This window comes from Halorussus salinisoli (genome assembly GCA_005239435.1).
Classification (GTDB): Archaea; Halobacteriota; Halobacteria; order Halobacteriales; family Haladaptataceae; genus Halorussus; species Halorussus salinisoli.
In genome coordinates this window covers 1-24,295 of the sequence record SZNP01000005.1, presented here as the reverse complement: position 1 = coordinate 24,295, position 24,295 = coordinate 1, and the positions used below count along the sequence as shown (strand labels likewise).

Sequence of the window (24,295 nt, the reverse complement as noted above, 5' to 3'; positions counted from 1 at the left end):
CTGGCGACCTTCGTCGGTGAAGCGCAATTTCGTGTTCGACTCCGGGCCGGGCGTTCGGGTCCGTGACGAGCAGTTATTCGTGGCCACCTACGACGTCCCCGAGTCGCGGTCTCGTATCCAGAAGTACCCGCCGCCGAACGCGAGTTCGGTAATCGAGAGAACTACCGCGATGTACGCGTTCTCGGACACGCCGTTCCCGTACGTGGTGAACAGCCACGTGACTCCGAGGAGTGATTCCAGCCACAGTAACGAGGAGAGCAGAACCCTGCTCCACCCGACGAGTTCGGCCGGATGCCGGTCTTCGTGCCATACGACGACGGCCCCTGCGAAGACCACGGAGAAGACGAAGTACACGCCGAACGCTACGCCGACGCCGAAGGTCTTCCCGTAGATACATCGAAGACTTTCCGTTCGGTCGAGGTCGGGGTCGATACTCATCACTTACGGTGGTTGGTGTTACCCTCGAACTGCGTTTCGAGAAGTCGCCGCGAGCGGTGGATTTTCCGGACGGTTGGGTCGGTCCGGCGACGTTCCTTACCGATGGTTCACGGTCGCTTCGATGTCCACGGTCGGACGGAGCGTCAGCGACGGCCGGAACGCCAGCGGCCCGTCGGTGGTAACGTCGAGGTCGACCGACGTAGCCATCGTCGCCAACGCCATCGTCAGTTCCAGTCGGGCAAACCGCATCCCGATGCAGTGACGCGGCCCGCCGCTGAACGGGAAGTAGGCGTACTCCGGCCGCGTCACGTCGCGCGTCCATCGGTCGGGGTCGAACGTCGTCGGGGCCTCCCAGTAGCGGTCGTCGCGGTGGAGTACCCACTGCGGGAGCGTCAACTGGGCCCCGGCCGGAAGTTCGTACCCGCCGAGCGACACCTGCTCCGTCGTCTGCCGGTTGACTGCCCACGCCGGCGGGTACAACCGGAGCGTCTCCCTGACGACGTTGCGGACGCGCTCCAAGTCCTCGAAGTCGCCGGTATCTGGGAGGTCGTCGCCCACGACCTCCTCTACTTCCCTCACCATCGACTCCCTGACCTCGGGATGGCGGCCGAGTTCCAGCCACGCGTACGTGAGCGTCACCGCCGAGGAGTCGTGGCCGGCGAGCAACAGTCCAACGAGGTTATCCTCGACCTCCGACAGCGTGAGGTCGCCGCGGTCGCGCGCCGCCAGCAGGACCGACCGGACGTCGTCCCCCTCGGTCGAGCGTCCGTCGAGGACCGTTTCGACGTAGTCGTTCAGTGCCTCGACGTTCCGTTCGAAACGTCGCTCGGTCGGCGTCGGTATCCACTCGGGGAGGAGGCGTCCGAACCGGCGAGGGTCGGCGCGGTCGACGAGCGCGTCGGCAGCGTCCAGTATCACTCGTTCGTTTCCGCGAACGTCCACGCCGAGTAGCGTATCACCCAGTATCCGTAGCGTCAAGAGCCGCATCTCTCGATGCAGGTCCAGCCGTTCGGCGTCCCACTGCTCGACGTGTTCGGCAGTCCGGCGCGCCATTCGCGCGCCGTAGCCGTCGATTTTCTCCCACGTGAACGCCGGGCGGAGTGCCCGTCGGAGTCGTTCCCATCGCTCGCCCGTGGTCCCGGCTAACGCGTCGTCTTCGATTCCGCTGAACGTCTCCTGCTGGTCGCGGCCGACCGCGAACTTGTCCTGGCGTTCGACCAACACCTCCTCGACGAGGTCGGGGTCGGTGACGAGATACATCGAGCGTCCGGGGAACTGGAGACGGACCACGGGACCGTGGCTCGCCCACTCCTCCAACGCGCCGAACGGGTCCCGCGAGAACGCCATCCCGTTCCCCAGAACCGGGACGCCGTCGGGACTCGGCGGAGTCGCCGGTTCGCTCATGCATCCCACTACCGGACGGACCGAAATAGTTCTAGGCTGTCGTATCCGAGCGTGAGGGCCAGGTCGAAGCGCCTATTCCTCCTGTTCCCGCACGCGCTCCCGAACCCGATTCGGCGTGAGCGGAATCTGATCAGCCTTCACACCCAACGGTTCCAGCGCCGCGTTTATCGAACACGCCACGCTCGCCGGGCCGTCTATCATCCCGCCTTCGCCGGTCCCCTTCGCCCCGGTAGCTGTGAACGGAGAGGGCGTCTCGCTGTGGTCTAACTCCATCTCGGGGACGTTCTCGATGGAGGGCAACCGGTAGTCGAACAGCGTGATGGCCTGCGGTTGGCCCGACTCGTCGTAGCCGAACTCCTCCTGTAGCGCCGCGCCGATGCCCTGCGCGAGGCCGCCGTGGGCCTGCCCCTCCACGATGGTCGGGTTGAGTTGGGTCCCGCAATCGCGGAGCGAGTAGAGTTTCAGGATTTCGACCTCGCCGGTCTCGGCGTCCACCTCCACGATGGGCGCGTTGGCGGCGAACGCCGCGGTCGGGTAGACCGGGAACTTCCGAGCGAGGGCTTCGTCGAACTCGTCCAATTGTGTAGCGGGGTGTTCGTAGTCGTAGCTCGCGCGGGTGAGTTTCTCGTCGCGGTCGGCGTCGGCCTCCGCGAGGTCCGCGAGCGAGAGGCTCTCGCCGGTCACGCGCTCTACCTGCCCGTCGCGGTAGGTCACGTCGCGGCCGGGGCAGTCCCAGACCTCGGCGGCCAGCGTTTCGAGGTTCGACGCGAGGGTGCGTCCGAGCCCCTGCGCCGCGCCCGAGACCATGACCGCCATCCGAGAGGCTGCGCTCCCGTACTCGGTGGGGGCTTCGGTGCTGTCGAGGTAGGCGACCTCGATGACGCTCGGCAAAACGCCGAGTTCGTCGGCGAGCAGTTGGGTCACGAGGGTCTGGTGGCCCTGTCCGGACGAGTCGGTGGCGAGATAGGCCCTCACGGTCCCGTCGTCTCGAATCTCGGCCCGGAGGTGTTCCGGGAGTTCGGCCACGTCCTCGCGGTCGCGATCCGCGAGGTCGTCGCGGTCGGAACGCTGGCGGTTGGTCCAGTCGGACCCGGAGACGCCCGGTTCGATGTGGACGGTGGGCCGAGCGCCGCGGTACTTGCCCTCCTCGCGCTTTCGCTCGACGAGGTCGGGGTCGAGCAGACCGCCGTCGCGCTCCTCGTCGATTTTCTCTCGGACGTGAGATAGGGCGGCGGGGAAGTCCCCCGAGTCGTAGACGTTCTTCGAGGGGAGTTCGTAGGGCATCTGGTCGGACTCGACGAGGTTCCGGCGGCGGAGTTCGTCGGGGTCGATTCCGAGTTCGTCGGCGGCCTCGTCCACAATCATCTCCAGCGCGTAGAGGTGGGCGGGCACGCCGAATCCGCGGTAGGCGGTCTGGCAGGTCTTGTTCGTAAGCACGAGGTCGTACTCGTACCGGGCGTTCCGCACGTCGTAAGCGTTCGTGAGTACAGAGAGGGGCTTGAGGACCTGGTTCACGGGGTAGCGCGGCCACGCCCCGAAGTCGTCCACGAACCAGAAGTCGAGACCCCGAAAGGTGCCGTCGTCGTCCACCGCGAGTTTGACGTCGTACTCGCGCTCGGTCGAGTGCATGTCCCCGCCCTGCAGGTTCTCGATGCGGTCCTCCACGAAGGAGACCGGCCGGTCAAGTTCCTTGCTCGCCATCGCGGCCAGACAGCAGTAGCGATGGATGGCGATTTTCGTGCCGAAACTGCCGCCCACGTCCGGCGGAACCTCCAGGTTCACGTCGTCGGGGTCGTAGCCGAGGGTCTCGTACACCGTGTCGTCCACCAACGTGTGAAGTTGGATGTTGCAGTCGATGTCGAACGAGTCGGTGTCGGCGTCGTAGTCGGCGACGACGCCCGCCGTTTCGAGCGGGACGCCCGAGATGCGGCCCCACGAGTAGGACCCCTCGACCACGTTGTCGGCCTCATCGAAGGCCTCCTCGGGGTCGCCGAACGAGAGTTCTTCGTGGTCGCCGACGTTGGTCCCGAACTCCTCGTGGACCAGTACGTCGTCCTCGCGGGCCTCGCGGGGGTCGACGACCGGCTCTCTGGTCTCGTACTTCACGCTCACGAGGTCCACCACGTCCTCGGCGACGTAGCGGTCGTCGGCGACGACCGCTGCGACCGGTTCGCCGACGTACCGGGCCTTCCCGTCGGCCAGCGACCACTCCTCGAAGCCCGATAGGCCAGCGGGCATCGGGTTGTAGTCGGTCTTCAGGTCCTCGGCGGTCAGCACGAGGTGACACCCCGGATGGTCCTCGGCCGCGCTGGTGTCGATGGACTCGATGTCGGCGTGGGCGTGCATGCTCCGGACGAGCGCCATGTGGAGGGCGTCCTCGGGCGCTTTGTCGTGGACGTACTCGGCCTCTCCGGTGAGGATGCGCCGGTCTTCGACCCTGTCGAGGCCTCGTCCGGTGAACTGCTCCTCGCTCGCGGTTTCGGTCTCGCCGTCGGGGCCGACATCGCTGTCGGCCTCGGGGCGCGAACTCATTCGTCGTCCTCCTCGGCGTCACCGCCGTCGGCGACTCGTTCGGCCTCGCCGTCCACTCGGTCGGCCGCGCGATTCACCGCGTCGTAGATGTTCTGGTAGCCGGTGCATCGACAGACGTTGTCCGCGAGTCCGGCCTCGATTTCCTCGTCGCTCGGGTCGGGGTTCTCGCCGAGGAGTTCCTTGGTCGCCATCACGAACCCGCTGGTGCAGAAGCCACACTGGAGGGCGTGTTCCTCGTGGAACGACTCCTGAATCGGGTGGAGCGTCCCGTCGTCGGCCAGTCCCTCCACCGTCTCGATTTCGGTACCGTCGGCCTGCACCGCGTAGGTCAGACAGGACTTGACGGCCCGACCGTCCATCAGAACCGTGCAGGCTCCACAGACGCCGTGTTCGCACCCGACACGGACCCCTCGAAGCCCCTGCGCGTCTCTGAGGAAGTCCGAGAGTTTGTGGCGAGGTTCGACCTCGGCGGAGACGTCCTCGCCGTTTATCGTCAGGGCGACCTCCTCCGTGGGGTAGTCGAGGGAGCCGGGGGTGTCGTCGGTACTCATGGTAGATGGTGACGTATATCGGGGCACCGCATAAACGTTGTCCCGAAACTGACTGGAACGGAACGGTCAGGGAACGGTTTCCAGATTCGAACCGCTTCGAAGTCCGAATCACCTCGAAACCGGAACTCGCCGTCTCACTGGCGGTGCGCCGAGTCGATACTCCGAGTTGGTACGTAGTCTGATACTCCGGACCGGCGCGCCCATGCGCGCGAGGTCTGCAGGAGCGAAGTAACTGAAGGCTCGTCGGAGTGTGGCTCTGACGGTGGACGAGCGAACGCGGTGAGCGGGGAGGCCGGGGAGGTGTGAGGTTGTCGCGGTGCTGTGCGGTACGATTGGCTCGAGGAGTAGCTAGCTTGTCGTTCCATTTTCGCCGTCGGTCCGTTACAGCGACGCGAATCGGCAGCGTCTGGACCGACAAGGAGAGAGACGGTACAACCTCGCAACTAAACAATCTATATATGTTTTAAACAAATGTAAAAATATCTATAAGCAACTCGTACACACCTATAGGGACACGAGGATTTTAGCCGACTCCGACCACACGTCCGACCGTGATACTCGGTGCGCTCCTCGCGGCCGGAACCGGAACCAGATTCGACGGGGAGAACAAACTCCTCGCGGACCTCGACGGTGATCCGATAGTCGCCCACTCCGCCCGGACTCTCGCCGAATCGAGCCTCGACGCAACCGTCGCCGTCGTCGGCCACGACGCCGAGGCGGTCGAGCGCGCGCTCCCCGACGAAGTCCGCGTCGTCGCCAACCCGGAGTACGAGCAGGGTCAGAGTACCTCGGTCCGGCGGGCGGTCGCCGCGGCCCGCGAACAAGACGCCGAGGCGGTACTGTTCGCGCTCGGCGACCTGCCCCGCGTGAGCGTCGAGACGGTCGAAGCGCTCCTCGAAACGTACCGAGAGTCCACCGACGACTCCGAAGCCACCGACGACCCCCAGACCCCCGGCATCGTCGCGCCGCGGTACGACGGCCAGCGCGGCAATCCCGTCCTCTTCGACGCCCGGTACTTCGGCGACTTGGCGAGCGTCGAGGGCGACACGGGCGGCCGCGCGTTGCTGGAATCCGAACCCGTGGCGTGGGTGGACGTGCCGGACCCCGGAATCCACCGCGACGTGGACACGCTGGCCGACCTCAGAGAGCTTCAGGACGAGTCGTCGAGTTCCGACCGCGGGTGAATCGGACCCTCGCTGTCGGTCAATCGGCCACCGTCCCTGCCGTTGGACACCGCCAGCGCCTCGCCGACGATGGAGAGCGCGATCTGGGTCGGTTCGCCGCCGCCCAGGTCGAGACCGACGGGGGTCGAGACGCGGTCCAGGTCGTCGGCCGAGAGTTCGACGCCCGCCCCGGCCATCGCCTCGCGCAACTGCTCGAATCGCTTGCGCGGTCCCATCAGACCGACGTAGGGCACGGCCGTCTCCAGGAGCGATTCCAGCGCGAGTCGGTCGTCCACGAAGTTGTGGCTCATCAGCACGGCGTAGGTGTCGGCGGGCCGCGAGAGGGCCTCGGCGACCTCGGAAGGGCGAGTGGCGACGACTTCGTGGGCCGCGGGAAACTGCTCGCTGTCGGCCCGCGCGCCGCGTGCGGTGGCGACCGTCACCCGGAACCCGGCGTCGCGGGCGATACGCGCGACCGGGAGCACGTCCGCGCCGTGACCGAAGACCAGCAGTTCCGGAACCGACTCCAGTCCGTCCACGAACACCGCCGCAGTCCCGCGGTCGGTCTCGACTTCCACGGTGTCCGAGCGACCTGCGGCGGCGAACTCGCGTGCCTGCTCGCGGACCGCCGCGAGCAAGTCGTCGGGAAGCGTCGGCCGGGGGTCCGTCGATTCGGTCGAACCGTCCGCGTCCACGAGCGCACGGGCACCCACGAGTGCGTCCGGGTGGTCGCCACCGACGACCGTGAGCAGGGCCACGCGCTTTCCGACGACCTGCTCGCCGTCCGACGGTGCTCCGGAAGCGTCGCGTTCCGCACTCCCGGCCGCGAGGCGCTCCAGCGCGGGCCGAAAGCTCTCGTCCGCCGGTTCGACCAGCACGTCGATGACGCCGTTGCATCCCAGTCCGAACCCCCACGAGTCGTCCTCGCCCGTGAGGTCGAAGGTCTCGCAGAGCGGGCCGTCCGCGAGCGCGCGCTCCGCGAGGTCGGCGACCGGGCCTTCGAGACACCCGGCGGTGATGGCCCCGACCGACTCGTCGCCGAGGACGCGCTTCGCGCCGGGCCGCCGGTAGGCCGACCCCTCGACGGCGACGACGGTGGCGACGGCGGCGTCGGTTCCGATGGCGTCTCGGAGGGTCTCGCGGACCGACAGCGTGGTCGCGCTCCATCCGTCCATTTCGTCGCTCATGCTCCGTGGTAACAAGTATTGATATTTAGGTGTTGGCGTCGGAGGCCGAAGCAAGTGACGAGAGAGAAGGAAACGAGGAACGTCGAGGTGGAGAGCGAGAACGAACGGTGGGAATCGCAGAGAAGCTTGTGGCTCCGTGAGCAACGGAGCCACAGCAACCGCACAGCACGGCACCGCAACGCTACCGCCACCGCGACGGCCTCACGCGCCCTCGGCGGCCGCGGATGCGACCGCCGTCCACCGTCGGAGGACAAACCGCGTCCTCCGAGCCTTCAGTCGCTTCGCTCCTGAAGACCCCGCGTGAGAGCGATGCAGACCCACGAACGTAAAGATATATCCGTCGCTCCGTCGCTATTTCCCGCATGGACTTATCAGGGAAGTCGGTCCTCGTGACTGGGGGTGCCGGACTCATCGGCACCCATCTCACCGAGTCACTCGCCGAGGACAACGACGTGCTCGTCGCTGACAACTGCTCGAAGGGCAACCGCGAGTGGGTGCCCGAAGCGGCCGAATTCGCTGATTGCGACCTCACCGACGCCGACGACGTGGCCGAAGTCGTCACGAGCGACCTCGACGTTATCTTCCACCTCGGGGCGCTCTCGGACGTGAACCGCGGCGACCACCGGCGCGTCTTCGAGGAGAACAACGCGATGCTCTACAACCTGCTGGAACGCATGGACGAGGTCGGCCTGTCGAACATCGCCTTCGCCTCCTCCTCGGCGGTGTACGGCGAAGCGCCGCGTCCGACGCCCGAGGACTTCGCGCCGCTCGAACCCGTCAGCACCTACGGCGCGAGCAAATTGGCTGGCGAGGGCCTCCTCTCGACCTACGCCCACTCCCACGACTTCACGACCTGGATGTTCCGATTCTCGAACGTCGTGGGTCCACACCAGCGCAACAACGTCATCTCGGACTTCATCGAGAAGTTGCTCGAAGACCCCGAAACCCTCGAAATCCTCGGCGACGGCCGACAGGAGAAGTCCTACCTCCACGTCGAGGACTGCGTGAGCGGGATGGAACACGTCGTGGAGAACACCGACGACCCGACCAACCTCTACAACTTGGGAACGAGAACGACCATCTCGGTGACGCGCATCGCCGAGTTGGTCAGCGACGTGGTGGGGTGTGACCCCGAGTTCGAGTACACCGGCGGCGACCGTGGCTGGACTGGCGACGTGCCCAAGATGCGCCTCTCCATCGAGAAGGCCAGTGCTATCGGCTGGTCGCCCGAGCGCGAGAGCGCCGACGCGGTCCGGACCGCGGCCGAGCAGTTGTACGACGAGCTGGCCTGAGTCGTACCGAAAACGTCACCCGCTTTTCGCGGTCGTCGCGAACTGGTCGCGCGAGACGTGAATGCTCGTCCAGTAGAGTTCGCCGTCGTGGCGCACGAGGTACGTCCCGTCGACGCGGCCCGCTTCCGCGGCGTCCGCCTCGTCCTCCCACGCGTACCGGACCTCCTCGTGCGGCCGGAATCGGGTCGCCAGTTTCAGCGCGGCGTCGGGCGGCGACTCGTCGTGGGGAACCGAGTAGTCGCTCTCTTCGATGGCCTCCGAGACGATGTCGCGCTCCGCGTCGGTCAGCCCCGAGAGCTCGAACTCGTATCGCTCGCGGATCTGCGCGCCGTACTCCTCGGCCGAGGGGTGGACCTGTTCGGACTCGTAACGGTACGTCTTCAGGTCGGTCTCGATAGAGCCGTCCACCTCGAATCGGCCCTTCGTCTCCGAATCCCAGACGATGACCGAGCGTTCGGGGTCGGGCACCAGCGCGGAGTCGGGAATCTCGCTGTCGAGGTAGAGCAACGACGACCCGAACCCGAGGAAACTCCCGTCGTAGTCCAACTTCTCGCGGTCGACCGCGGGCAACTCGTCGTAGCGAATCGTCTCGCTCTCCGAGACCGACCCTTCGGCCGGGTCGAGCGTGAACTGGAACGTGGTCGCGGGTTTCGACTCGACGATTTCGTACGAGAGCCGGTAGACCGACCCGTCGTAGACGAAGGGCTCGTCCGCCGGAAACGGGGCATCGGTGTCCTCGACGGTCACGGACTCCTCCCCTACGGCGTCGGCGACGAGTCGGCGTCGGTCCGAAGGGCCGACTTCGACCCGATAGGTCACTTCCTCCGCGATTTCGTGGTCGTTGATCGGTTCCATTCGGAGGGAAATCGCCGGCGCTTTCGCGCATCCGGTGCAACCGCCAGCGGTGGCGATGGCGAGGGTCGCGCCGGTAGCGAGGAACTCGCGGCGGTCCATGGCGCGAGGGTTTCCGTGGGTGCCTGATAAAACGTGGGTTCGGAGCGAGGAACTCGCGCCTGCTCACTCCTCGCCGAACACGCCCTTCTCGGCCAGTTCCTCGATCTCGGCCTCGGAGTAGCCGATTTCGCGGAACAACTCGCGGTTGTCCGCGCCGAGGCGGGGAGGAGGCGACTCGAACCCGCTCTCGGCGTTGGCGTAGTTCAGCGGATGCTCGACGACCGGAATCTCGCGGTCGGACTCCTCGTCAGAGATGTGGGTCACGACCCCGCGAGCCTCGGTCTGCTCGTTGTAGAGCGCCTCCTCGACGCTCTGGACCGGCCCGGCGGGGATTCCGGCCTCCTCGACCAGAATCTCCATCCACTCGTCGGTCGTCTTCTCGGTCAGTTCGGCCTCGATTTCGGCTTCGAGGGCGTCCATGTTCTCGACGCGGTCGGCGTTGGTCTCGAACTGAGGGTCGGCGAACAGGTCCGGGCGGTCGAGGGCTTCGCAGAACTCCCGCCAGAGCTTCTGGTTGAGGCAGGCGACGTTGACGTGGCCGTCTGCGGTCTCGTAGGTCTGGTAGGGCGCGAGAACCGGGTCTTTGGTGCCCATTCGGGTCGGTTCCTCGCCAGCGAAGACTTTTCCGGCCTGCTTGGTCAGCCACGGCAGGGTCGCGTCGAGCATCCCGAGGTCGATGTACTCCCCCTCGCCGGTCCGTTCGCGCTTGTAGAGCGCGTTGACGATACCGAATCCGGCCCACATTCCGGTGATGAGGTCCGTCTGTGGCAGGCCGACCTTGACCGGCGGACGGTCGGGTTCGCCCGTGACGCTCATGATGCCGCTCATCCCCTGGACCAGCAGGTCGTAGCCCGGTCGCTCGCGCCACGGGCCGGTCTGGCCGAAGGCCGAGATGGCGCAGTAGACGATGTCGTCGTTCTGCTCGCGGATGCTCTCGTAGTCCACGTCGAGGCGCTCGGCGGTGCCGGGTCGGTAGTTCTGGACGAACACGTCGGCTTCTTCCGCGAGGTCGTAGAGGGCCTCGCGGCCCGCTTCGGACTTCAAATCCAACTCGACGCTCCGCTTGCCGTAGTTGACGGTCCAGAAGTAGGGCGACTCGCCGTCCACGAACGGCGGCCCGGAGTGGCGGTTGTCGTCGCCCGCGTCGGGACGCTCGACTTTGACGACCTCCGCGCCCTGATTGGCCAGCATCAGAGTGGCGAACCCACCCGTGACGAACGTCGTGAGGTCGAGAACGCGCACGCCGTCCATGATTCGGTCTGTCATGGCAATGAGGGCGGATGGAGTGTACTAAAAGGTTCGGTCGGCACTTCCATTTGAGTTCGATTTGCAAGGTGTGCGCCCGATTCGGTACACCCGAGGAAACACGTCATCACCGTACGATTTCAACGAGCAAACGGGAGAGATATCTACGCCCCTTCGTAGTCTGCGTTACTGTCGGAGAGCGTTGGTTCTACACAAAGTATTTCACCCGATTACGTCAACCACGCAATATGAAACGCCGCCCTCTCCTCGCGAGTTCGGTCGCTACGACTCTGCTAGCGTCCGGTTGTCTCTCCGCTGTTCGTGATCGTGAAGAAGGTTCTCCGAACGAGTCGGACGGATCACCGCCTCCGCTGTCGGACGATAATCCGGCATACGGAACGGACTTCACCACGGGCAACGGGTGGCCCGTTGCCGGGTACGATGTCGAGCGGAGTGGCTACAACCCGAACACGGTTCCGCCCCGTGGTCAGGTCGGTGCTGCGTGGCTTCGAACGCCCATCGAGGGCCAACGAACGTTCCGCACGACCCCGCCAGTAACTGACGACAGCTACGTGTACGTCGGGTCAGTCGAACACCGGGAGGACGACGAAAACCGCGGACTCGTCGTGGCCTTCGATGGGGAAACCGGCGAACGTGCGTGGCGGACCATCCTCGAAGCGGAGGACATCGAGAGCATCGCACGCACCAGCGAAACGCTCCTCGTAGTAAGCACGAGCTACGACCCACAGCGTGCAGGCCTCACTGCGCTCGATTCGTCGAACGGAAGTAAGCGATGGCGCGTCAACTTACCGTCGAATCCGCGCGGAGGACCCGTCGTCGTCGGTGAGCGAGCATACGTTGCATCGGACGAGGGTGGACTGACAGCCGTCTCGCTCGATGGGACACGCCACTGGGACCGACCGGTTACAGAGGGCGAGGAGTACGTCTCGACGCCCCCGTGTGCGAGCGACTCGACCGTGTTCGTCGGGACTGACCAGGGACGTGTCTGTGCCTTCGCTGCAAGTGACGGAGAGTTGCGATGGCGCACCGACGTGGTTACCGAGAATCACCGTCCTCGGATACAGAGTCTTCCGGCCGTCGTCGGCCAGACGGTGTACGTGACGGGAACGGACTATCGGGTTCACGCCGTCGACGCGGCGACTGGTACCGAGCAGTGGTCGACGCGCCTACTCCGGAAAAGCTACGGTAACGCGATTCCCTCGGTCACCGTCGTCGGGGAGACCGTCTACGTCAACACCATCCACGGCGGGCTGCTTGCACTCCGACGGAGCGACGGGAGCGAACGATGGCGTACCGGAAAGTACGGTGGGAACCTCCCACCTGCTGCAGCGGGCGGTTTGATTCTCGGTCCAACTTCGGACGGGTCGGTGCAGGCGTACGACTCGAACGGAGAGAAGCGTTGGCGGTTCGAGATGCCATCGTTCGACGCCGGAATGGCCGCGTACGTGATGAATCCGAACGTTGCGTTAGCGCACGACCGAGCGTACGTCTCACTCCACGACGGACGTGTCTACTCGCTCGGAGCGAAATAGAGACCAGACGTCCCCGGGCCTCCCGAAAGACACCGACGTACTTCTCGCTCGACACGGCCTCACCGTCTCACTCCCACAGCAGGACGACGGCAGTTTGCCGGGCGTATCGCTGACCTGTCGTCACAGAGCGCCTTACTATCGAAGGTTCTTTCTCATACAGGTTGCCGAACTCGGGCACAATTCCGCGAACTCGGTCGTCCGCTGGATGCGTGCTGGAACGTTTTCCCGAACGGTCTCTTCGTAACCGCACCGTCGGAAGAACGCTTCTGCGGTCGTGGTCAGCAAGTATAGCGTCTCCACCTCGATGGTTCGTGCGTACTCTTCCAGTGCGTCACACAGTGCTACTCCGTAGCCCTGTCCGCGATTCGGTTCCGTAACGACGACCGACCGGAGAAGTCCGTCCGAACCGTGTGTTTCGACACCTCCAGTACCGATACACTCGGTGTCGGAGTAGGCCAGGAAGAAACACTCGGACTTCGATCGCACGTCCTGATACGGAAGCCCGTTCGCTTCCAACAGGGACTCGACACGGTCTACGCTATCGTCGTCCACTCGTCGAATGGTAAGTGAAGAGTTGCTCATACGGTCTCGGTGAAGTTCTGGAGCGAAGGACGGTTCTGACGACTATGCCGACGACGACTCTCCAACGGCTCGAAACGTCGGTCAACTCGCTTCATCGGTGGGAATCTGCGTGACTGTAATCTGAGCCGTGCCGCCCAGGTCGAACGTGAACCCCTGGCAGTCGTAGAAGCATCTGGTTAGTCGGTAGACGCGTCGCCCGCCGACGAACAGGCCGGCGATGCTCGCGAGGGCTACGGTGCCGACCAGCGGTTGGCTTACGAACCACAACAGCAGGGGAATCGCAGTAACCAGGACGTAGCTCACGAGGACGCTCCGCCACGTAGGTTGGTCGATTAGTGGGCGATTTCGTGGAACGATCGGTGGCCTGAACATTGTTACGGTATCAGTTTTGTCGGTGTCTGGTCGTATCTCCGCCGATCGAAACAGTCGGCAGCACGTTCTGGACCGCGATACTGCGACTGTCCGGATCGGTTCTTTTGCTACGGTCGAGACTCCGTTGCCGGTTTCTCTCCTTCTATCGTCGCTGCGACGACGTAGTCGCTCAAATCGCGCTCGTCGTCCCACTCGTCGATGAACTCTTCGCTGTCCGCTTTCGGCTCGATGGAAACGTCCGTAAATCCGGCTTCGGTCAGCATTGCTTCGAGCGCGGATACCGATGCCGCACCACCGACACACGCTGCCACCGACGTCGGGTCGGCCCGTAGGTCGGTCGGTAACTCGGCGGTTAGGACGACGTCCGAGACGGCGAGGCGTCCGCCCGGTCGGAGGACGCGATACGCCTCGCGGAACACCTGCGGTTTGTCCGGCGAGAGATTGACGACGCAGTTCGAGAGAATCACGTCCACGGACTCGTCGGCGACCGGAAGGTGTTCGATTTCACCGAGTCGGAACTCGACGTTCGTCGCGGCGTTCGTCTCGACGTTCTCGCGGGCCTTCTCGACCATCTCGGGCGTCATATCGACACCGATGACCCGACCGTCTGGTCCGACTTCGCGGGCGGCGAGGAAGCAGTCGAAACCGCCACCGGAACCGAGGTCGAGGACGGTATCTCCCTCCTCGAGGCTGGCGATTGCGGTCGGATTACCGCAGCCGAGATTCAGATTCGCGTCCCCACTGACGGCGTCGAGTTCGTCGGCCGAATAGCCGAGTTTCTGCGCTTTGGCAGAAGAGGCTTCGCCACAGGAGCTATCGTCGCCGCAACACGACGACGACTCCGTGGCTATGCGCGAGTATCGTTCGCGAACGGCGGAGCGCTGTTCTGCCGAGTCGAGTCGCTCGCCGTCTGCGTCGTTGGTGGATGTGGTATCGGTCATTGTCGTGTTATCTCGTCTCGTCGAGGACACTGAGAAGTCGGTTTGCGCGGGGCGTCGCGGTATAGTACCGCCATCGGCCCTCCTTTCGCCGCTCTACTAACCCAGCACTGAAGAGTCGGGAGAGCGCCTGGCTGACCGCTCCCTGACTCACTCCCAGCGTGGGTTCCAACTCACAGACGCAGACAGCGTCGTCGGCTTCGGCAATGAGTCGGAGCGCTTCGTATCGGGTGTCGTTGCCGAGGGTTGCGAGGACTTCTACGTCAGCAGCTACCTCCGGTTCCGACAGGGAATGGGAATGGCTAACCGAACAACAATCGGCTCCCTGCTCGCGTTGCGTCTCGGATGGCTGGCCGTCTGTCTTCTGCCCACTCATTTTAGCACATCCTAATATTAGACTCTACTAATATAAGCGTTCGGGTCGTATTTCTCACACGATGAAGAAGAAGCATATGTCAACCGGTCTATATAGAGTGAACGATGCCCTCCGACGACCCCCTACGAGTTCCCACGAAACCGCAGAACCGACGCCTCGCCGCCGATTACTCCAGGTGAACGCGAGCGCTCTCGTCGCAGGGGTAGCCGGATGTGCCGGGTCAGGTGACCGGACCACCACTGAGCAGACGGAGAAGGCGACTACGACCGAGGAGACGCCACCGACGACCGACGAGAGCGAGCGACGGCAGACCAAAACGAACGGGCCGATACACGGCGCGCCTGCAATCGCAGGACGGCGTACGTCGGGAGCCGTGACAGTCGTCTCTACGCCGTCTCGACGCGAGACGGGTCCGTGAACTGGCGATTCGAACTACGAGACCGGGGTCGACGGGTCGCCGGCTATCGCCTACGGGGCCGTGTTCGTCGTCGACCAGTCAGGCGTGCTGTCTGCCATCGTTGGCGACCGTCGAAGCGTCGTAAGAGAGTATAGAGAACGACTCTGCCACACGGTACGCGTTCTCGATAGCTCAGTGGATGCCCATCGCTTCGATCTGTTCTTGATACCGATTTCGAATCGTGACCTCGGTGACCTGCGCGACCTCGGCGACCTCGCGCTGGGTCTTCTTCTCGTTGCAGAGCAGGGAGGCGGCGTAGATGGCCGCGGCCGCGTACCCCGTCGGCGACTTGCCCGAGAGCAGGCCCTTCTCGGCGGTCACGTCGATGATCTCGTTCGCCTGCATCTTCACTTCCTCGCTCACGCCGAGTTCGGAACTGAACCGCGGCACGTACTCCTTCGGGTCGACCGGTTCCATCTCGAGGCTGAGTTCCTTCGCGACGTACCGATACGTCCTGCCGATCTCTTTCCGCTCTACGCGAGAGACCTCCGAGACCTCCTCGAGACTCCGGGGGATGCCCTCCTGGCGGCACCCGGCGTAGAGACAACTGGTCGCGACGCCTTCGATGGACCGGCCACGAATCAGGTCCTCTTTGAGTGCCCGTCGGTAGATGACCGACGAAACCTCTCGGACCGAACGGGGGACGCCGAGCGCGGAAGCCATGCGGTCGATTTCGCTGAGCGCGAACTGGAGGTTGCGCTCGCCCGCGTCCTTGGTCCGGATGCGCTCCTGCCACTTCCGGAGTCGGTGCATCTGACTTCGCTTCTTCGAGGAGATAGATCGGCCGTAGGCGTCCTTGTCCTTCCAGTCGATCTGGGTAGTCAGTCCCTTGTCGTGCATCGTCTGGGTCGTGGGCGCGCCGACCCGACTCTTGTTCTGTCGTTCGCTGTGATTGAACGCGCGCCACTCCGGCCCGCGGTCGATCGCCTGTTCTTCGATAACGAGTCCACAGTCTTCACAGACGACCTCGTTACTATCTCCACTCGTAACGAGGTTCTCCGAGTCGCACTCCGGACAGCTCTGACCCTCGCCCTCCTTCTCCTCGGTTTCCCCTTCCGACGTGTGGTCGCGCTCACGTTCTCGCTGCCGAGTTGGCCGGACCATGAATATGAACCGCAACTAATCGCTTGACGGTTTAATATGTATGGTTCTGACAGAGAACGGGACCGTCGATTTCGATTCACGCCGATTTCCACCGGGAGTAGTCGTTAGCGACCGCAAGTTAGCTCGTTTGCCCCATACGGGGAGGGATTCGTCGAGTCGGCGAGGGCCTCGGCGAACGCGGTGTCCACGTCGAGCAGACGAACTGGAGGACGAACGAGGCCCTGCAACCCGATGATCCCTGGGCTCTCCGGCCCACCCCTTTAACGAGGGACAGGTTCCGGATAGCACGCCTTTCAGGACGTGAAAACGGCATCGCGGATCGTTCGAAGGTCAGTGGTCGAACCACAACAGCGGTGTGTAACTCCCCGCGAGTTGGCCGGAGACGGGGAGCGAACCAGCGACGGCCCAGCCGTCGGGACGTCGCACGAGTACCGTCCCGCGGTGGGTCGCCGCGACGACGGCACCGTCGACGGCGGTCATTCCGGTGATAGTCTCGTCGGGGCGCGGATGCTCGACCGGTTCGACCGTCTCGCCGTCACGGCAGACGAACAGCGCCGGGTCGGCGTCCTCGTCGTCCCAGGTCGCCGTGTGCGCGAGCGCGCCGCCGGCGTAGATGTCGCCGTCGACCGAGAACACCGACCGGAAGTAACGCTGTTCGTATCCGTCGTCGAGGCGCGTCCACGACCGTCCGGCGTCCACCGTGCGGAACAGTCCGAACCCGGTCGCGGCGACGAACTCGTCCGGACCGACCACGTGAAGTTCGTGTACGTCGTCGTCGACGCCCTCGCGGCGCTCCGTCCACGTTTCTCCCCCGTCGTCGCTGACGTGAACGCCGCCGACCTCGACGCCTGCGACGACTCGGTCGGGTGCGGCGGAGTGTACGTCGAGGTCCCGAACCTGCGCGAGGTTCTCGTGGCGGGGTAACCGCCACTCGTCGCGTGACGGCAACTCCCGAAACGCCTCGAGTTCCCGCCACTCTACCCCGCGAGGGAAATCGCCTTCGTCGCTCGTCCGGGAAACGTAGACGTGTGCGGGCCGGGTCCCCGCGTACAGCCTGCCATCGGGACTCGCGCCGACCGCGTACACCTTCTCGCGGGGAACGTCGAGGTTCGTCCACTCGTCCCCATCGGGCGAGTGAAACAGCCCCGTCTCCGTGGCCGCGAACGCTCCTTCGAACTCTTCGAACTCCCGGACACGCACGACCGGTCCCGGGTCGAAAACGGTCTCCACGGTCGTCTCTCCAGGCCCGTCGATGCCGGTCAACCGATGTACTCCGTCGTCGCTTCCTGCGATGAGCATACGCGCCTCGTTCGTCGGGGTGGATGATAAGAATTTGCTGGAAGCCAGTTTTGTAATATAATTTATATGAATAGGTGAGGAAATAGAGTGCGACGCTGACGAGAACGCCCGTCAGGTGCCGGCGCTACGACGGCGCGGCGTCGGCGGCGGGTTCCCGGACCGGTCGCGTGACCGTCCAAAGGAGACCGGCGACGAGCGCCACGGCCACGCCGGTCCCCGAGAGGAACGCCACCGGGCCGACGACCGCCGCGACTCGACCCCCGAGGACGTTCGCGGTGCCGGACGCGAGCGAGAGCGCCATCGAGACCCCCGACAACACCGTCGCGCGTCCCACGTCCTCCAGTCTATCGTTGACGTACTCGTTGCGGACGGGGCGAGTGACCCGCTGGATACCGCGTCTGAAGAACAGCACGGGGACCAGCAGCAGCGGGACGACGGCGAAACTAGCGTACGCGATTCCGACAGCGGGAACGAGCAACAGGAGCACCCCGCGGGTTCCGATTCGATCCTGTAGCGGACCCGCCGCGCTCGAGGCGGCCGCGGAGACCAGTTTGAACCCGGCGTAGAGGAGGCCGAGTCCGGTGATCGGGACGCCGACCGCACGAAGCGCGGGCTGTTCGAACACCCGCGTCACGGAGAACGCGAGGTTGAACAGCGCGGCGTAGACGACGAGCCAGCGAATCGACGGTCGCGAGAGCTGTGCGCGCAAGACGCGTGCGGCCTCGCGGATGCCCATCTGCGCGTCGTCACCGTCCGCGTCGACCTCCTGCGTCCTCGGGAGCGTGAACAAGAGCGGCAAGCCGAGCGCCGCCAGCCCCGCGTTGGCGAGGAACGGGACGGTGGGATCGACGGTGTACAGGAAGCCAGCGGCGAGCGCCGTACCCGCGGAGACGACCCGCAGGGTCGAGTCGGCGCGGCCGCTGATCCGGGCGTACTCGTCCTCGGCGTCACGGTCGGCGAGCAGTTCGTACAGCCACGCGTCGGCGGTGCCGGTCCGGAACGTCCACCCGACCGCCCACAGGACGTAGACCGCAGTGAACGCTGGCGTCGAGTCGGCGACGGTGAATCCGAGCATCACCGCGACCACGACGCTGTTCCCGAGCGCGAGTGCGGTGCGGCGGCCGAGCAGATCGCCGAGATAGCCGGTCGGAAGCTCCGAGGCGACCATCGCGAACGAGAACGCCCCCTGTACGAACCCGATGTCGGCGAGTCCGAGCCCCTGCGCTTCCATGTAGACGACGGAGACGGGGAGGTAGAAGCCGGGGGAGAGCGTCGCGCGGTAGAGGTAGTAGCGCCGAACCAACGAGACCATATCGGCGCTACTGATGGTGTTCACAAAAACGTTCCCGGAAGTGAATTTTAGTAGGTGGTGCTACTGAAACGCGTTACAGGAGTCGTCCGGGAACCCGACGGTTCGTGGGGATGCTGCGAGTCGGGGACAGGTCTCTGCCCACTTAGGAATGAAAAATGTGTCTTTCGTAATTGCATAGATTGTCGGGGCCGAATTTCGGCGGCGACCGACCGCACTAGGACACCCTCGACGAATCCGCGGTAACATCTAACACGAACTCCATCGAATGCGACGATATGACCGGGCGATCGACCGTACTCACCGCGGTCGAGTCGGACCGAGAGCGTTCCGCGCTCCGAGAGCTACTGAGGGAGTTCCACGAGTGGATGGCCGAACACGCGGGCGACGCGTACGACCCCGACGACGAACTCGCCGAGGATTTCGGGTCGCTGGACGGAGAGACCGAAAGTTGGGCGTGGATCGCCCGCACCGAACGTGACCCGTCGGGATGCGTCCTTCTCTACGGTGAGACCGACGAACTGGCCGAGTTCCGTCGGCTCTACGTCAGACCGGCCTACCGCGGCGAGGGAGTCGGGCGGAGACTCGTCCGGACGGCCATCGACCGAGCGCGAGCGCGGGGCTACGAGACGCTCGGCCTCACCACGCCACCGTGGAGCGAGGCCGCGGCAGCACTCTACGAGTCGATGGGGTTCGAGCGCACGCCGCCCTATCCCGAGACGCGGCTCCGCGAGCGGTACCACGACGAGGCGATTTTCATGCAACTCGACCTGAGCGAGTCGGAGAGCGACGCGACGGACACTTGACGGACGGAGCGGCAGACGCGACGGTGGCCCACAGAACCGACTTTTAATAGCTGTCGTGTAGCGCGCTAGTACATGTCAAGCGCGAACTCGACCGACTCACCGCTGGAAGCGGCCGCGGGAGTCGCCGGAACCGAGGCGACCGAGGCCTTCGGTCTGCTGGCCAACGAGACGCGGTTGGCGATACTGCTAGCGCTCTGGGAGGCGAAAGAACCGGAGCGGCCTCGGTCCGAGCAAGCGGTACCGTTTTCGAAGCTCTACGAGCGCGTCGCCATCGGCGACTCCGGCAACTTCACGTACCACTTGGACAAACTCGACGGGACGTTCGTGCGCTCGACGGAGGAAGGGTACAAGCTCACCAACACCGCGGCGCGCGTTCTCAGAGCGGTGTTCGCGGGCACGCTGACCGAAGACCGGTCTTTCGAGGGCGAACCGTCCGACTTCGAGTGTTACCGGTGCGGGTCGTCGCTGGTCGTCGATTACACCGACGAGAACGAGACGATTCAGCGGTGTCCCGACTGCGAGGGCGCGTATCGCTGGCCCGAGTACCCGTCGGGGATGGTGGCACACGCCGACCTTCCACCGGCCGCGCTGGAGAACCGCACGCCACAGGAGATGCAGCGCAAGGGAAACACGTGGATTCGGAACCGGCTGATGACGCTCCTGAACGGCGTCTGTCCCGACTGTGCCGGGAAAATCACCACGACCACGCACGTCTGCGACGACCACGACGCGCCCGAGGGAACCGTCTGTGACAACTGCGGGTCGGTCTACGAGGTCCGGTTGCTCCACGTCTGCGAGGTGTGCAAGTTCGACTGGTGGCTCTCGCTGGGACTCCACGTCGTCACCGAACTTCCGGTCAAGGTGTTCTATCACGACCACGGAATCGACCTCGAGAGCGCCATGGACGAGTCCTCGATAACCGTGCTCTACGACACCATCGAAGAGCAGACGGTGGTTTCGGAGGACCCGCTGGAGCTTCTGGTCCGGGTCGAACTCGACGGCGACCGACTCGACGTGACCCTCGACGATGCGGGCGACGTCCTCGACGTGTCCGAAACCGCGGACTGACTAGTCGCTGTCCAGTCCGACATCGATGTGCAGTCACGCGAACTGCACTCAGGTACAGTAAGCGCGATTACTGAATTGTGGTACAGATTATTCTTTTGTATAAGTGCCGGGTACAGGCATTCGGGTGTTGTCGACACCCTCGAAAGAGTAAGCTAGCGAAAACGGAACAGAGAGGCCCGAGAATGAAAGACATCGAACGACGAACGAATCCAAAGACGACGGACCGAACGGGGGGTACCGGTCGACGAACCTTCCTGAAGGTGGGAGCGATGGCGGGTGCGACGGCAGTAGGTGGGGCGGTCGTAACCGGGACTGCCAGCACGCGTACCGAACCGAGGGCAGACCTGACAGTTCAGGACGGCGAGTCCGCCGAAGTCGGTGACGGAACCGTGAAGACTGCGGCCGTCACGAACTCGTCGGGGGAACTCGTCTCGTTGGACGTTCACGTCGACGACGACGCGCTCGCCTCGGTGGACGACGACGGGAAGAAACCGCACGAGAGCGTCGCGGCCCACCTCTCGCTTCCGAGCGACGTGGACACCCACCAGTTCACGTTCGTGGGACTGCACTACAACCCGGTTGGGCACGCGCCGCCGGGCGTCTACACGGTTCCGCACTTCGACTTCCACTTCTACACGGTCGAAGAGTCCACCGTTGAGTCGATTCCCTTCGGACTGGCCGCCTACGACGTCCCGGACGAGCAGTTCCCGCCGGGGTACCGACTCGAGGACCCGCGTCTCATCGTCCCCGAGATGGGCGAGCACCTCCTCGACGGGACGGCCCCGGAGTTCGGAGACGGCGAGTTCACCCACACCTACGTCTACGGGACGTACGACCCGGCCATCGACCCGGAAGACCCGAAACGCGTCGAGGAGATGGAACTGGAGGACGAGAAACGGGAGGTGCCGGTCTTCGAGGGCGACGGCGAGAGCAGGCTTCACTTCGTCGAGCCGATGGTCACGAACGAGTACCTCGCCGACCTGGAACAGGAGACGTCGGTCGACGTGGAGACGCCGGAGGTGTTCCCGGTCGAGGACCGCTACCCGACCGAGTACGTTCTGAAACCCGACGATTCCGGCGTGTCCGTCTCCATCGGCGGTTTCGAGGAGTTCCCCGGACCGAGCGGCTGAGGCCGTGACGAGTGCGGCCCCCTCGGAACGACCGTCCGGCGAAGTACGGGAAGCGCCGTCCTGGTCCCGGCAGTCACTCGGATTTCTTCGAACTGGTCCGCGAAGCGACAGACCAAAGTCACCCGCCGGAGTCAGTTCGGCCCATGACCGAGACCAACGAGGAACTCGTCTCGCAACTCGAAGCCCTCGGCGTCGAGTACGTCTTCGGCTACCCCGGCGGCCGGGTCATCGAGCTTTTGGACGAACTTCCCGAGTCCGACGTCGACGTGGTCCGCCCGCGCGACGAGCGCGAGGGGAGCGTCATGGCCGAGATGTACGGCCGCCTGACCCAGAAGCCGGGCGTCCTCGCCGGGCAGGGACCGTGGATCGGAAGCCTCGGTACTATCGGCCAGATGGAGGCCCGCCTCTCCTCGTCGCCGATGGTCGTCCTGACCGAGGCCAGCGAGCGCGGCGACTACTCGACGCTCGCGCCCTACCAGCAGTCGCGCGGCGACTACGGGGGGCTGGACCTCCCGAAGATTCTGGACGGCGTGACCAAGGAACACTGGTTCCCGCGCTCGCCGACCGAGACTCTCCGGAGCGTCCAGTTGGCGTTCAAGCACGCAACGGCTGGTCGGCCCGGACCGACCGCGGTCATCTTCGACGGCGACGCCATCACCGACGAAGTGCCCGAGGACCCGATTCCGCCCGTCTGGGACGCCGACGAGCAGGTCCGCAACTGGGACGCCGCGCCGACCGAGCGCGACGTGGCGGCGGCGGCCGAGGCGTTCGCCGAGGCGGAGCGGCCGGTTATCGTCGCCGGAAACGGCGTCCACGCCGCGCAGGCCTACGACGAGTTGCAGGCCGTGGCGGAGGCCTACGACGCGGTGGTCGTGACCTCCTACCTCGGGAAATCAACGATTCCGGAGACCCACGACCTCGCGGGCGGCGTCATCGGTTCGTTCGGCCACGAGGGCGCGAACCAGGTCGTGAGCGAGGCCGACGCTCTCCTCGTGGCGGGATGCCGGATGAACCCGATGGACACCAACTGGCAGGCACCGAGTTTCGTTCGCCCGGAGGAGCAGACGATTATCCACGCCGACATCGACACCCGGAACGCCGGGTGGGTCTACCCCGCGGACGTGGGCCTGATCGGAGACGCTGAGGAGAGTCTGCGGGCACTGGCCGATGCCGGTGACGGAACCAACGACTGGGCGCGCGACCGCGCCGAATCGGCCCGCGAGTCCTTCTCGGCTCCCGAATGCGACTCGGACGCCTCGCCCATCAAACCCCAGCGCGCAGTCAAGGAAATCGAGGCCGTCGTGGACGACGAGACCATCGTCACCGCCGACTCCGGAAACAACCGCTTCTGGCTCCTCAACTACCTCCAGACGCCGGCGATTCGGACTTACTTCGGGTCGGGCGGCGTCGGCGGCATGGGGTGGGCGACCCCCGCGGCGGTCACGGCCGCCATCACGACCGATTCGGACGTAATCGGCGTCGCGGGCGACGGTGGGTTCACGATGACGATGACCAGCGTGGAGATCGCGGTCGAGCAGGGCGTCGCGCCCACCTTCGTCGTGCTGAACGACACCAGTCTCGGGATGGTCCGCCAGATGCAGGACGGGGAAGGCGACATCGCGGGCGTGGAGTTCCACGACACCGACTTCGTGGCAATCGCGGAGGGCTTCGGCGCGGAGGGAATTCGGGCGACGACCCCCGACGAACTCGGCGTTGCGCTCGCCGAAGGGAAGGAAAACGACGTGCCGACGGTCATCGACGCCCGCATCGACCGCGAGGAGGACATGGCCGAGCAGTTACAGTCGTCGTTCTACGCCGAAGTCGGCGGGCTTCACGAGTGAGGTAGCGAGACGCATCGGCCCGAGCTATTTTACGGTAGGCTACCGTTCTCCGGCCGCAGGGTGTGGGAAATAATGACATATAGTAACGGTGGAACTTCCAGACGGCAGTTCGTCAAAGCGGTCGGCGCGTCGGGGGCGGCGGCAGGGTTGACCGGGTACGTCGAAGACGGGACCGTGGGAGAGGTGCAAGAGGGCGGCACGACGACGCTCCAGTGGGCGTCCGACGCCGACCTGAAAGGGGAGACGTGGAACGAACAGCTTCAGCCGGTGCTGTACAACAACGGCCTGTCGAAGGACATCGAGGTAAACGTCCTCGCGGGGCCGAACGTGACCGACAACCGGCGGGCGCAGTACCAGCAGTGGCTGTCGGCGGGTCGCGCCAAGCCCGACATACTGTACATGGACAGCGGGTGGACGATTCCGTTCATCGTCCGGGACCAGTTGGTCAACTTGAACGAACGGCAGGGCTTCCCGCAGAGCGCCATCGAAGAGATCGAGAGCCAGTACTTCGAGGCGAGCGTCTCGACCGCGAAGGGACCGAACGGCGACCTCTACGCGCTCCCGATATTCCCGGACTTCCCGACGATGCAGTACAACAAGCAGTACCTGAAGAACGCCGGGTACGGGCAGTCGGACTTCGACGAGTGGGCTCAGAACTCGATGAAGTGGGAGAAGTTCTCGCAGGTCACCAAGG

General features: G+C 64.9%; 23 protein-coding genes. 9 read left to right on the top strand and 14 right to left on the bottom strand.

All coding sequences use genetic code 11. The features are described from left to right. Positions 1-87 precede the first annotated feature (87 nt). The 4 genes from E2484_RS14915 to E2484_RS14900 all read right to left on the bottom strand — a co-directional run bounded on the left by E2484_RS14915 (position 88) and on the right by E2484_RS14900 (position 4,925). Positions 88-438 carry a hypothetical protein gene (locus E2484_RS14915; protein ID WP_137285980.1) on the bottom strand — a complete coding sequence of 117 codons (351 nt, stop codon included), beginning with the start codon at positions 436-438 and terminating at the stop codon, positions 88-90. 96 nt (positions 439-534) lie between these two features. Further along, complete coding sequence (locus E2484_RS14910; protein WP_137285979.1) at positions 535-1,842, bottom strand: cytochrome P450; 1,308 nt, start codon at positions 1,840-1,842, stop codon at positions 535-537. Between the two features lie 72 nt (positions 1,843-1,914). Continuing rightward, entirely contained in the window at positions 1,915-4,374 is a 2,460-nt protein-coding gene (locus E2484_RS14905) for a xanthine dehydrogenase family protein molybdopterin-binding subunit (protein WP_137285978.1), read from the bottom strand. Further along, positions 4,371-4,925, bottom strand: a complete 555-nt coding sequence (locus E2484_RS14900) for a (2Fe-2S)-binding protein (RefSeq protein ID WP_137285977.1) — start codon at positions 4,923-4,925, stop codon at positions 4,371-4,373. The genes E2484_RS14905 and E2484_RS14900 overlap by 4 nt, the downstream gene beginning before the upstream one ends. 551 nt (positions 4,926-5,476) lie before the next feature. Here E2484_RS14900 and E2484_RS14895 point away from each other — a divergent pair. Next, the gene (locus tag E2484_RS14895; protein ID WP_137285976.1) at positions 5,477-6,109 is read left to right on the top strand and encodes a nucleotidyltransferase family protein; all 633 of its coding nucleotides are present in this window, start codon (positions 5,477-5,479) and stop codon (positions 6,107-6,109) included. Here E2484_RS14895 and E2484_RS14890 read toward each other — a convergent pair. Beyond that, on the bottom strand, positions 6,076-7,275 hold the full coding sequence (locus E2484_RS14890) for an XdhC family protein (RefSeq protein ID WP_137285975.1): 1,200 nt from the start codon (positions 7,273-7,275) through the stop codon (positions 6,076-6,078). The genes E2484_RS14895 and E2484_RS14890 overlap by 34 nt on opposite strands. Positions 7,276-7,637: 362 nt before the next feature. On the opposite strand from E2484_RS14890, the gene E2484_RS14885 reads away from it, so the two are divergent. Then, positions 7,638-8,567 (top strand): NAD-dependent epimerase/dehydratase family protein, encoded by a 930-nt coding sequence (locus tag E2484_RS14885; RefSeq protein ID WP_137285974.1) that lies wholly within the window; start codon positions 7,638-7,640, stop codon positions 8,565-8,567. A 15-nt stretch (positions 8,568-8,582) separates the two neighbouring features. Here the strand turns inward: E2484_RS14885 and E2484_RS14880 are convergent, their stop codons facing one another. Together E2484_RS14880 and E2484_RS14875 are read right to left on the bottom strand one after the other, a co-directional pair. After that, a complete protein-coding gene (locus tag E2484_RS14880; RefSeq protein ID WP_137285973.1) occupies positions 8,583-9,521 on the bottom strand; it encodes a hypothetical protein in 939 nt (312 codons plus the stop codon). Between the two features lie 63 nt (positions 9,522-9,584). After that, positions 9,585-10,787, bottom strand: a complete 1,203-nt coding sequence (locus E2484_RS14875) for a CaiB/BaiF CoA transferase family protein (protein WP_170977372.1) — start codon at positions 10,785-10,787, stop codon at positions 9,585-9,587. A 227-nt stretch (positions 10,788-11,014) separates the two neighbouring features. Between E2484_RS14875 and E2484_RS14870 the strand changes: the two genes are divergently transcribed. Further along, positions 11,015-12,319 (top strand): PQQ-binding-like beta-propeller repeat protein, encoded by a 1,305-nt coding sequence (locus E2484_RS14870; RefSeq protein WP_170977371.1) that lies wholly within the window; start codon positions 11,015-11,017, stop codon positions 12,317-12,319. Between the two features lie 135 nt (positions 12,320-12,454). Here E2484_RS14870 and arsN2 read toward each other — a convergent pair whose 3' ends face one another. From arsN2 to E2484_RS14850, 4 genes are all read right to left on the bottom strand, one after another. Further along, a complete protein-coding gene (gene arsN2, locus E2484_RS26160) occupies positions 12,455-12,901 on the bottom strand; it encodes an arsenic resistance N-acetyltransferase ArsN2 (protein ID WP_137285970.1) in 447 nt (148 codons plus the stop codon). A gap of 81 nt (positions 12,902-12,982) precedes the next feature. Beyond that, the gene (locus E2484_RS14860) at positions 12,983-13,204 is read right to left on the bottom strand and encodes a hypothetical protein (RefSeq protein ID WP_137285969.1); all 222 of its coding nucleotides are present in this window, start codon (positions 13,202-13,204) and stop codon (positions 12,983-12,985) included. 176 nt (positions 13,205-13,380) lie between these two features. Further along, positions 13,381-14,214 carry an arsenite methyltransferase gene (locus E2484_RS14855; protein WP_137285968.1) on the bottom strand — a complete coding sequence of 278 codons (834 nt, stop codon included), beginning with the start codon at positions 14,212-14,214 and terminating at the stop codon, positions 13,381-13,383. Positions 14,215-14,221: 7 nt separating this feature from the next. Then, on the bottom strand, positions 14,222-14,587 hold the full coding sequence (locus E2484_RS14850) for an ArsR/SmtB family transcription factor (RefSeq protein WP_137285967.1): 366 nt from the start codon (positions 14,585-14,587) through the stop codon (positions 14,222-14,224). A 175-nt stretch (positions 14,588-14,762) separates the two neighbouring features. Here E2484_RS14850 and E2484_RS14845 point away from each other — a divergent pair, with 175 nt between their 5' ends. After that, positions 14,763-15,005 carry a hypothetical protein gene (locus tag E2484_RS14845; protein WP_137285966.1) on the top strand — a complete coding sequence of 81 codons (243 nt, stop codon included), beginning with the start codon at positions 14,763-14,765 and terminating at the stop codon, positions 15,003-15,005. A 171-nt stretch (positions 15,006-15,176) separates the two neighbouring features. On the opposite strand, the gene E2484_RS14840 is transcribed toward E2484_RS14845, so the two are convergent. From E2484_RS14840 to E2484_RS14830, 3 genes are all read right to left on the bottom strand, one after another. Further along, positions 15,177-16,148 carry a transcription initiation factor IIB gene (locus E2484_RS14840; protein WP_137285965.1) on the bottom strand — a complete coding sequence of 324 codons (972 nt, stop codon included), beginning with the start codon at positions 16,146-16,148 and terminating at the stop codon, positions 15,177-15,179. A gap of 330 nt (positions 16,149-16,478) precedes the next feature. Beyond that, on the bottom strand, positions 16,479-17,447 hold the full coding sequence (locus E2484_RS14835; RefSeq protein ID WP_137285964.1) for a WD40/YVTN/BNR-like repeat-containing protein: 969 nt from the start codon (positions 17,445-17,447) through the stop codon (positions 16,479-16,481). Between the two features lie 124 nt (positions 17,448-17,571). Further along, entirely contained in the window at positions 17,572-18,759 is a 1,188-nt protein-coding gene (locus tag E2484_RS14830) for an MFS transporter (RefSeq protein ID WP_137285963.1), read from the bottom strand. A gap of 275 nt (positions 18,760-19,034) precedes the next feature. Here E2484_RS14830 and E2484_RS14825 point away from each other — a divergent pair, with 275 nt between their 5' ends. The 5 genes from E2484_RS14825 to E2484_RS14805 all read left to right on the top strand — a co-directional run. Continuing rightward, positions 19,035-19,562, top strand: a complete 528-nt coding sequence (locus tag E2484_RS14825) for a GNAT family N-acetyltransferase (protein ID WP_137285962.1) — start codon at positions 19,035-19,037, stop codon at positions 19,560-19,562. A 72-nt stretch (positions 19,563-19,634) separates the two neighbouring features. Next, complete coding sequence (locus E2484_RS14820) at positions 19,635-20,630, top strand: winged helix-turn-helix domain-containing protein (RefSeq protein WP_137285961.1); 996 nt, start codon at positions 19,635-19,637, stop codon at positions 20,628-20,630. A gap of 182 nt (positions 20,631-20,812) precedes the next feature. Further along, complete coding sequence (locus tag E2484_RS14815; protein WP_137285960.1) at positions 20,813-21,760, top strand: hypothetical protein; 948 nt, start codon at positions 20,813-20,815, stop codon at positions 21,758-21,760. Between the two features lie 143 nt (positions 21,761-21,903). Beyond that, positions 21,904-23,601 (top strand): thiamine pyrophosphate-binding protein, encoded by a 1,698-nt coding sequence (locus E2484_RS14810; protein WP_137285959.1) that lies wholly within the window; start codon positions 21,904-21,906, stop codon positions 23,599-23,601. Positions 23,602-23,673: 72 nt separating this feature from the next. Further along, positions 23,674-24,295 (top strand): twin-arginine translocation signal domain-containing protein (locus E2484_RS14805; protein WP_137285958.1); only part of this gene is annotated, 622 nt, incomplete at its 3' end.

Coding starts and splice junctions, on each gene's coding strand:
- E2484_RS14915 (WP_137285980.1), bottom strand. CDS start 438: ATGAGTATCGACCCCGACCTCGACCGAACGGAAAGTCTTCGATGTATC.
- E2484_RS14910 (WP_137285979.1), bottom strand. CDS start 1,842: ATGAGCGAACCGGCGACTCCGCCGAGTCCCGACGGCGTCCCGGTTCTG.
- E2484_RS14905 (WP_137285978.1), bottom strand. CDS start 4,374: ATGAGTTCGCGCCCCGAGGCCGACAGCGATGTCGGCCCCGACGGCGAG.
- E2484_RS14900 (WP_137285977.1), bottom strand. CDS start 4,925: ATGAGTACCGACGACACCCCCGGCTCCCTCGACTACCCCACGGAGGAG.
- E2484_RS14890 (WP_137285975.1), bottom strand. CDS start 7,275: ATGAGCGACGAAATGGACGGATGGAGCGCGACCACGCTGTCGGTCCGC.
- E2484_RS14885 (WP_137285974.1), top strand. CDS start 7,638: ATGGACTTATCAGGGAAGTCGGTCCTCGTGACTGGGGGTGCCGGACTC.
- E2484_RS14880 (WP_137285973.1), bottom strand. CDS start 9,521: ATGGACCGCCGCGAGTTCCTCGCTACCGGCGCGACCCTCGCCATCGCC.
- E2484_RS14875 (WP_170977372.1), bottom strand. CDS start 10,787: ATGACAGACCGAATCATGGACGGCGTGCGCGTTCTCGACCTCACGACG.
- E2484_RS14870 (WP_170977371.1), top strand. CDS start 11,015: ATGAAACGCCGCCCTCTCCTCGCGAGTTCGGTCGCTACGACTCTGCTA.
- arsN2 (WP_137285970.1), bottom strand. CDS start 12,901: ATGAGCAACTCTTCACTTACCATTCGACGAGTGGACGACGATAGCGTA.
- E2484_RS14855 (WP_137285968.1), bottom strand. CDS start 14,214: ATGACCGATACCACATCCACCAACGACGCAGACGGCGAGCGACTCGAC.
- E2484_RS14850 (WP_137285967.1), bottom strand. CDS start 14,587: ATGAGTGGGCAGAAGACAGACGGCCAGCCATCCGAGACGCAACGCGAG.
- E2484_RS14840 (WP_137285965.1), bottom strand. CDS start 16,148: ATGGTCCGGCCAACTCGGCAGCGAGAACGTGAGCGCGACCACACGTCG.
- E2484_RS14835 (WP_137285964.1), bottom strand. CDS start 17,447: ATGCTCATCGCAGGAAGCGACGACGGAGTACATCGGTTGACCGGCATC.
- E2484_RS14830 (WP_137285963.1), bottom strand. CDS start 18,759: ATGGTCTCGTTGGTTCGGCGCTACTACCTCTACCGCGCGACGCTCTCC.
- E2484_RS14825 (WP_137285962.1), top strand. CDS start 19,035: ATGACCGGGCGATCGACCGTACTCACCGCGGTCGAGTCGGACCGAGAG.
- E2484_RS14820 (WP_137285961.1), top strand. CDS start 19,635: ATGTCAAGCGCGAACTCGACCGACTCACCGCTGGAAGCGGCCGCGGGA.
- E2484_RS14815 (WP_137285960.1), top strand. CDS start 20,813: ATGAAAGACATCGAACGACGAACGAATCCAAAGACGACGGACCGAACG.
- E2484_RS14810 (WP_137285959.1), top strand. CDS start 21,904: ATGACCGAGACCAACGAGGAACTCGTCTCGCAACTCGAAGCCCTCGGC.